Annotated in this window: 10 protein-coding genes; 4 read left to right on the forward strand and 6 right to left on the reverse strand. The window is 66.9% G+C overall.

The annotated features are described in order from the left end of the window. Positions 1-23: 23 nt before the first annotated feature. The gene (locus ACLQ6X_RS17815; protein WP_411701486.1) at positions 24-611 is read right to left on the reverse strand and encodes a TetR/AcrR family transcriptional regulator; all 588 of its coding nucleotides are present in this window, start codon (positions 609-611) and stop codon (positions 24-26) included. A 33-nt stretch (positions 612-644) separates the two neighbouring features. On the opposite strand from ACLQ6X_RS17815, the gene ACLQ6X_RS17820 reads away from it, so the two are divergent. Both ACLQ6X_RS17820 and ACLQ6X_RS17825 read left to right on the forward strand, forming a co-directional pair. Next, positions 645-1,574 (forward strand): DMT family transporter, encoded by a 930-nt coding sequence (locus ACLQ6X_RS17820; RefSeq protein ID WP_411701487.1) that lies wholly within the window; start codon positions 645-647, stop codon positions 1,572-1,574. After that, positions 1,571-2,140 (forward strand): GNAT family N-acetyltransferase, encoded by a 570-nt coding sequence (locus ACLQ6X_RS17825; protein WP_411701488.1) that lies wholly within the window; start codon positions 1,571-1,573, stop codon positions 2,138-2,140. Before ACLQ6X_RS17820 ends, ACLQ6X_RS17825 begins: the two co-directional genes overlap by 4 nt. Here the strand turns inward: ACLQ6X_RS17825 and ACLQ6X_RS17830 are convergent. Further along, positions 2,137-2,817 (reverse strand): NADPH-dependent F420 reductase, encoded by a 681-nt coding sequence (locus ACLQ6X_RS17830; protein WP_411701489.1) that lies wholly within the window; start codon positions 2,815-2,817, stop codon positions 2,137-2,139. The two genes, ACLQ6X_RS17825 and ACLQ6X_RS17830, sit on opposite strands and share 4 nt — an antisense overlap. 34 nt (positions 2,818-2,851) lie before the next feature. Beyond that, positions 2,852-3,307 (reverse strand): iron chaperone, encoded by a 456-nt coding sequence (locus ACLQ6X_RS17835; RefSeq protein WP_411701490.1) that lies wholly within the window; start codon positions 3,305-3,307, stop codon positions 2,852-2,854. 169 nt (positions 3,308-3,476) lie between these two features. Between ACLQ6X_RS17835 and ACLQ6X_RS17840 the strand changes: the two genes are divergently transcribed. Together ACLQ6X_RS17840 and ACLQ6X_RS17845 are read left to right on the forward strand one after the other, a co-directional pair. Then, the gene (locus tag ACLQ6X_RS17840) at positions 3,477-4,943 is read left to right on the forward strand and encodes an APC family permease (RefSeq protein ID WP_411701491.1); all 1,467 of its coding nucleotides are present in this window, start codon (positions 3,477-3,479) and stop codon (positions 4,941-4,943) included. 3 nt (positions 4,944-4,946) lie between these two features. Then, positions 4,947-5,414, forward strand: coding sequence for a universal stress protein (locus ACLQ6X_RS17845; protein WP_411701492.1), 468 nt, complete (start codon positions 4,947-4,949; stop codon positions 5,412-5,414). An 8-nt stretch (positions 5,415-5,422) separates the two neighbouring features. Here ACLQ6X_RS17845 and ACLQ6X_RS17850 read toward each other — a convergent pair whose 3' ends face one another. The 3 genes from ACLQ6X_RS17850 to ACLQ6X_RS17860 form a co-directional block, all read right to left on the reverse strand. Continuing rightward, positions 5,423-6,097, reverse strand: a complete 675-nt coding sequence (locus ACLQ6X_RS17850) for an SDR family NAD(P)-dependent oxidoreductase (RefSeq protein ID WP_411701493.1) — start codon at positions 6,095-6,097, stop codon at positions 5,423-5,425. A gap of 119 nt (positions 6,098-6,216) precedes the next feature. Continuing rightward, a complete protein-coding gene (locus ACLQ6X_RS17855) occupies positions 6,217-6,828 on the reverse strand; it encodes a hypothetical protein (RefSeq protein WP_411701494.1) in 612 nt (203 codons plus the stop codon). A 60-nt stretch (positions 6,829-6,888) separates the two neighbouring features. Further along, on the reverse strand, positions 6,889-7,127 hold a 239-nt coding region (locus tag ACLQ6X_RS17860), incomplete at its 5' end, for a DUF933 domain-containing protein (protein ID WP_411701495.1).

Genomic DNA, 7,127 nt, shown 5'->3' on the forward strand with positions numbered 1-7,127 from the left:
CATCCAGCCGGAAACGCGTCATTTCACGGGGTGAGGAGCCGGCGCGCGACCGTGCGCGCAAGCTCGAACGGCTCGGCGAAGGTGTGCATGCCGACGGTGACGATCGCACCCTCGTAGAGCAGCGTCAGGGTCTGCGCCGCAGCGACCGGGTCGGCGACGTCTGCCTCGCGGCACAGCTCGGCGAAGAGGTCGAGCAGCCAGACCTTCTGCCTGGTCACCTCGGGGAAGACGGACTGCGCGCCGTCGTCGTCGCTCACTTCCGCCCGCGCGTTGATCGCGCTGCACCCCTTGGGGCTGTTGTCGTCGCTCCACGAGATCGCGGCGTCGAAGACGGCGAGCACGCGGGCGACACCCGGCTCGGGTACAGCCGCGAGAGCCACATCGAGATGCGCCCTCCACCGGGCGTCGCGATGCTGCAGGTAGGCGACGACGAGGGCGTCCTTCGATCCGAACCTGTCGTACAGGGTCTTCTTGGAGACGCCAGCGGCCTCGGAAATCGTGTCGACGCCCACCGCGTGGATACCGCGCTCGTAGAACAGCATGCTCGCGGCATCGAGCACGCGGCGCGCGGCGGGGGTGAGCGGGGCGAGCTGCGGCACGGGAGCGGTCATGGCTCGAGTATACCGACCTGTATAGTCAGACCAATGACTACACCGATCTGTATACCTCGCCGCGCCATCACCGCGGTCGCCGCCGTCGCCTTCGTGCTGTCGTGGAGCTCGGGCTTCGTCGCGGCGAAGGTGGCGACCGTCGACGGGTCGATGTGGACGCTCCTGCTCTGGCGGTATCTGATGTTGGCGGTCGTTCTAATCGCGGCCTGCGCCGCGACCGGGGCCCTGCGCGGCCTGCGCGCCGCGGACCTCCGACGGCAGGCCACCGTGGGCGCGTTCTCGCAGCTCGGCTACGTGGTCTTCGTCTACGCGTCGGTCGCCGCGGGAATCAGCACCGGCACGACGGCGCTGATCGACGCCGTGCAGCCGCTGGTCGTCGCGACCCTCGTCGGCCCGATCCTCGGGCTGCGGGTGCGCGACGCATCCTGGGCCGGCCTCGCACTCGGGGCCGTCGGGGTCGCCCTCGTCGTCGGCTCGCAGCTGGGCGGCGAGGCGCCGCCCATCGCCTACGCGCTGCCCGCCCTCGCAATGCTGTGCCTGATCGCGGCCACGTTCGTCGACCGGCGCAGGCCGAACGACCTACCGATCCTCACGACGCTCACCATCCACGTCGCGGTGGTCGTCGCCGTGCTGGCGGTCGTTGCTCTGGCGACGGGAAATGCGGCACCGCCGACCTCCGCCGCCTTCTGGGCGACGACCGCCTTCACCGCGTTCGTGCCGTCGCTCGCCGCCTACGCCCTCTACTGGTGGCTGATTCGGCGCATCGGCGTGACCTCGCTCAACGCTCTGCTCTTCGCCGTCGCGCCGACAACCGCCGTGGCGGGCGCGATCCTGCTCGGGGAGCAGTTCACCGCGCTCACGGCGCTCGGTTTCGTCGTCAGCGCCGCCGCTGTCACGATCGTGCTGGTGGCAGAACGTAAGGTCTTCACCCCAACGGATGACCGTTCTAAGATCACCGCATGATCGAGGTGACACCCGCCCACGACTTCGGCGGCATAGCGACGATGCTCGGCCCGAAGAATCCCGAGTCGTCGGTATGCTGGTGCCTCTCCTGGCGCCCGGGCTCGAAGGAGAACCGCGCACTCGTGGGCGTCGCCCGCGCCGACAGGGTGCGAGCCCTCACCCGGCGCACGATCGCGCCCGGGGTGCTCGCGCATCTGGATGGCGAGATCGTCGGCTGGGCCGGTGTCGCCCCACGCCGCGACCTGTATCCCATCGAGCACTCGCGGAAGATCCCGCACATCGACGAGCTACCGGTCTGGTCCGTCTGGTGCCTCCGCGTGCGACCCGGCCACAGGGGGCAGGGAATCACGGCCGCCCTCATCGACGGCGCCGTCGACTACGCGCGCGCATCCGGAGCCCCCGCAGTCGAAAGCTACCCGGTCGACAACGCGGGGAAGAAGGTCGACCAGACAATGGCGTTCGTGGGAACGCGCGGCATGTTCGAACGCGCCGGATTCAGCAAGGCAGCGGACACCGACTCGGCGTCGGGCGGCATTCCCCGCATCGTGATGCGGCTGGCCCTCTAAGCGCGCGCCTCGGCGAGCGCCCGCCCCTGCTCCGAGGCGGGGAAGGCGTCGACGAGCGCGCGCAGTTCGTCGAGCGAGAGGTTCGCGCCGAACGCCGGGTTGCCCGGCTGAAGCAGCACGCCGTCGGCCAGGCTCGCGATGGTCAGCGGGTCGAAGCCGAGCGCGTCGACGATCGCCGCGACCTCGCGCACCGCCTCGACGTCGTCGCCCGCGACCGCGATCGCGCGGCGGCCGGATGCACCGTTGGGGCGGTATCCCTCGTCGAGGTCGTGGTAGCCCATGTGATTGAACGCCTTCACGACCGTCGACCCGGATAAGGACGACTGCACGATCTCGCTCGTCGAGGTGCGCGGGTCGAGCAGGTCGTCGCGCGCGCCGTCGGTCTCCCACCAGTAGTTCATCGCGTCGATGACGAGCTTGCCGTCGAGCGCCCGCGCCGGCACCGAGTGCAGCTTGCCGAGCGGCAGCGCGAGGATCACGACGTCGGAGAGCAGCGCTACCTCCTCCCCGCTGACGGCCTTCGCCCCGGGAGCGAGCACGTCGACGATGAGGCTGATGCGCTGCGGCTTGCCAGACCCCGCGATCAGAACCCGGTAGCCCGCCAGCAGGGCGAGTCGGGCGAGGATCGTGCCGACCTTGCCGGCGCCGAGGATTCCGATCGTGAGAGGCGTTGTCATGCTCGCGACAACGCCCGATACGGCCTCGGTATTCCTAGCGCGCGGCCTTCTCCACCAGCTCGGCGATCTTCGCCTCGTTTGCGGTGGTCAGCTCGGTGAGCGCGTAGGCGTTCGGCCACATGCTGCCGTCGTCGAGCTTCGCGCTGTCGTTGAAGCCGAGGGTCGCGTAGCGCGTCTTGAACTTGTCCGCGCCTTGGAAGAAGACGAGCACTTTGCCGTCTTTGGCGTATCCGGGCATGCCGTACCAGGTCTTGGGGGCGAGGTCGGGAGCCGCCTCGAGGATGATCTCGTGCAGACGCCCGGCGAGCGATCGGTCGGGCTCGGTCAGCTCGGCGATCTTCGCGAGCACGGCCTGCTCGTCGCTCTCTTTGCCCTTGCCGCGTTTCTTCTCGGCCTTGACCTCGTTCGCCCGCTCCTTCATCGCCGCTTTTTCCTCGGCGGTGAAGACTCCGGATGACTCGTCGGTGGCGTCTTTCTTCGTTTCGCTCATGCGGCTGCTCTCCTCGTCGAGTGGGGGGTGGCTCTGCCGCCATTTTCCCGCTCTACGCGGGTTCGGCGCAACGATCGAGCAGGTTGGAATCACGCCTACGCGGGCGGGCGCAAGGGGCAAGATATATCTCCGACGTGTCGTGCGATTGCCCTATCGTGACGAAATGGTGATGCCGACCGAAACACACGTTGTCCAGCACGGTGAGCTGAAGCGCTCGATCACGGCCAAACAGTTGTACTTCTACGTCGTCGGCGACGTGCTCGGTTCCGGAATCTACGTTCTCGTGGGTCTGGTCGCGGCCGCCGTGGGTGGCGCGTTCTGGATGGCGTTCCTTGCCGGCGTAGCAATCGCCACGATCACCGGCCTCGCCTACGCCGAGTTGGTCACGAAGTACCCGCAGGCCGCCGGGGCGTCGCTGTACATCCACAAGGCGTTCCGCAGCCCGGCGCTGACGTTCTTCATCACCATCTGCATGCTCTCCGCCAACATGGCAGCCGTCGGATCCCTCGCCGCGGGCTTCGTGCGCTACTTCAGCGGGCTCATCGGGCTGCCGGAGGACGCCATCTGGGCGGCGACCTTCATCGCTCTCGCGTTCATCGCTCTGATCACGATCATCAACCTGATCGGCATCACCGAGTCGGTGGTGGCGAACGTCATCATGACCTTCATCGAGATCAGCGGCCTCATCATCGTCGTGATCATCGGTGTCATCGCTCTGGTGGAGGGCGTCAACGACCCGTCGGTTCTTCTGCAGTTCAACACCGAGGGCGGCTCCGGGTCCGCGATTCTCGCGGTGCTCGCGGGAGTCTCGCTGGCGTTCTTCGCGATGACCGGTTTCGAGAACGCCGCCAATGTGGCCGAGGAAACCATCGACCCGTCCCACGCCTACCCCCGCGCCCTCATCGGGGGCATGGTGACCGCGGGTGTCGTCTACGTGCTGGTGTCGATCGCCGCGGCCCTGGCCGTACCGATCGATACCCTCGCAGGTAATACGCTGCTCGAGGTCATCCGCGCCGACCTCTTCTTCATACCGGCGAGCATCATGCTGGTCATCTTCGGAATCATCGCCATGATCGCGATCAGCAACACAACGCTGGTCACGGTGGTCGCCCAGTCCCGCATCCTGTTCGGCATGGCCCGGGAGAACGTGGTGCCGAGGGTCTTCTCCAAGGTGCACCCCACGAGGCGCAGCCCGTACGTCGCGCTCATCTTCGGCGCCGTGATCGTCGGCTCCCTGCTGGTGATCGGGGCGGCCATCCGCTCGAGCCAGGCCGGCATCCCGGAGGACGAGCAACTCGACATCGTCGATCGCCTGGCCACGATCACGGTCGTCTTCCTGCTCTTCATCTACGCCCTGGTGATTGTTGCCTGTCTGAAGTTGCGCGGATCGGACGAAACCAGTGATACCTACCGGGCGAACACCCCGCTGTTGATCGTGGGCATCATCGGCAACCTCGCCGTGCTGGCCTACACCCTGATCGACGACCCCGACGCTCTGTTCTGGGTGGCAGGGTTGCTGGCCGTCGGCCTCGTGCTCTACCTTGTGCAGAACTTCTTCGGCAAGAAGAAGCCGCCCACCGCCGGTGCGGGTCGAGCCACGCAGGTCGAGACGCCGCCCGCGAGCAAGGAGCTCTGAATCGTGCACGCCATCGTAGCCACCGACGGATCGCAAGCCTCCCTGGCCGCCGCCCGCCAGTTCAAATGGATCGCCGACTCCCGCGAGATCACCGACGTGACGATAGTCGCGGTGGTCAGCCCGTACGCCGCGGCACCGTTCGCCAACGAGCTGGGCCCGCAGAAGACCCCCGGTTTTACCGAGGTGAGCTTCCGCGAAGACGCCAAAGCAGCGGTCGACACCGTCGCCGCCGAGTTCGACGGCTGGGGGCCGAAGATCCACAAGCAGGTGCGCAGCGGCTCCCCCGCCCAGGAGATCGTCCGGGCCGCCGAAGACCTCGACGCCGACCTTGTCGCGATGGCCTCCGGCAGCCGGGGTCTCAGCCCGACGATCCTGCTGGGCAGCACCGCCTCGCGCGTGCAGCACTCCGCGCCCTGCCCGGTGCTCGTCTGCCGCCCTACGCCCGGCAGCGAGCGGGCCCTGCGCGGCTGAACGGGGTCTTACTCCCGGCCGTCCTCGAGCGGGATGAGCATGGTGCGGAACGGACCCGCCTCCGCGTGGAGTCCCCAGATGCGGTCGGCGACGTCGTCGATGCCGTTGGGCAGTTCGAGCTGCGGAATGCCCCCGGGGATGACGAGCTGGGCGACACGGATGCCCTCGCCCTCGAGGGCGTCGTGAAGCATCTCGCCGTAGGCGCTCTCGGCCGGAAACGCGACCGACGTGCCCGCGAAGCCGGCGCGTGCCTTCACGGAGGTTCCGCCGTTGATCAGGATGACGCTACCGTCCCCCGCCTCACGCATCGCCGGCAGCACCGCGCGCACCGCGTGGATGAGGCCGAGCGCGGAGAACTGCAGCGCTTCCAGGGCCAGTTCGGGCGTCAGGTCGAGCACCGGCTTCAGGTAGTCGCGCGACGGAAGCGGGCTGTACTGCAGAGCCGTGATCGGTCCCAACTCGGCGGCAGCACGCGCGAGGGCGCCTTCCAGCTCCGCAGGCTCACGAACATCTGCGGCGAAGCCGCTCGCGGTAACACCGTCCGCGGTGAGCTCGGCTGCCATAGCGTCGAGCTTCGACTGGTCTCGCGAGATCAGGGCTACGGAGAAGCCTTCGCGACCGAATTTGCGGGCGACTGCCGCTCCGAGGCCGGGTCCGGCTCCGATGATGGCGAGGACGGGCATGGTGGCTCCTTCGATCGGTGGTGGACTAGCGACTCTAGCTCGACCGACTGAGCGTCCCAGATTTTCGACGGGGAGAAGCAGGGTTTCGCGGGCCGACCTTCGCGCCGTAGCCCAACCCGCTATGTCGTTGTGACGGGCCGCGGCGACTTCAGCCCATCCAACATCGTCGTTAGTCCTTCCACCTGAGCCATCACGAGGTCGCGATCGCCGAGCGCGACGCGAACATGGTGGTCGATGTATCCGCGAATCTCAGGCGGAAATTCCGACCTGGCCGCCGACCCGACAGTGCCGTTAGCTTGATTAATCAGCTGAATGAAGGTGGGTTTGTCTTGCATTTCGCGATCAACCCAATCGTCGTGCCCGAACACCCGCCCCATATGCATGATGCCGTCTCCAAGGTATGAAGCAGCGAACACCGCTGCAGCACCAAACGCAGCTTGCGTGCCCAAGTCACTTCCCAACTCAGTGTCGTAGTACGCGCGAATCTCCTGCTCGAGGTACGTAGCTACCGGGCGCACAGCATCAATGTCGGCCTCATCCACTGCCCTACGCTGGCTCGAGCGCTGCATGACCTCGTTGAGCAGGTCCAGCTTGGACGTGAGCTGCGCACGCAGCTCCGGATTCAGCTCTCTACCCTTGATGAGCGCGACCGCGTTGTGAAAGACCATGAGGCGCTGAAGGTTGGCAAAAATCAGCACCAGCGCGTTGAATCGATGTTCTTCAGGCGTCATTTCACCAATCTAGTGGGACGACGTCGATCGGTTGGGTAGACGAGAAATCTGTCAGCGGCGCTAGTTGTTGAAACGGAACTCCACCACGTCGCCGTCCTGCATGACGTACTCCTTGCCCTCGATGCGGGCCTTGCCCTTCGAGCGCGCCTCGGCGATCGAACCGGTCTCGACCAGGTCGTCGAAGCCGATGATCTCGGCCTTGATGAAACCCTTTTCGAAGTCGGTGTGGATGACGCCGGCGGCCTGGGGCGCCTTGGCACCCTTCGGGATGGTCCAGGCGCGGGTCTCTTTCGGGCCGG

Origin of the sequence: Conyzicola sp., assembly GCF_046714715.1 — a bacterium.
In the GTDB taxonomy this organism is placed as follows: Bacteria; Actinomycetota; Actinomycetes; order Actinomycetales; family Microbacteriaceae; genus Conyzicola.

What these genes read in the sequence shown, in the direction of transcription:
- ACLQ6X_RS17840 (WP_411701491.1), top strand. Translation starts at nt 3,477, where the DNA reads ATGCCGACCGAAACACACGTTGTCCAGCACGGTGAGCTGAAGCGCTCG.
- ACLQ6X_RS17820 (WP_411701487.1), top strand. Translation starts at nt 645, where the DNA reads ATGACTACACCGATCTGTATACCTCGCCGCGCCATCACCGCGGTCGCC.
- ACLQ6X_RS17835 (WP_411701490.1), bottom strand. Translation starts at nt 3,307, where the DNA reads ATGAGCGAAACGAAGAAAGACGCCACCGACGAGTCATCCGGAGTCTTC.
- ACLQ6X_RS17830 (WP_411701489.1), bottom strand. Translation starts at nt 2,817, where the DNA reads ATGACAACGCCTCTCACGATCGGAATCCTCGGCGCCGGCAAGGTCGGC.
- ACLQ6X_RS17825 (WP_411701488.1), top strand. Translation starts at nt 1,571, where the DNA reads ATGATCGAGGTGACACCCGCCCACGACTTCGGCGGCATAGCGACGATG.
- ACLQ6X_RS17815 (WP_411701486.1), bottom strand. Translation starts at nt 611, where the DNA reads ATGACCGCTCCCGTGCCGCAGCTCGCCCCGCTCACCCCCGCCGCGCGC.
- ACLQ6X_RS17855 (WP_411701494.1), bottom strand. Translation starts at nt 6,828, where the DNA reads ATGACGCCTGAAGAACATCGATTCAACGCGCTGGTGCTGATTTTTGCC.
- ACLQ6X_RS17850 (WP_411701493.1), bottom strand. Translation starts at nt 6,097, where the DNA reads ATGCCCGTCCTCGCCATCATCGGAGCCGGACCCGGCCTCGGAGCGGCA.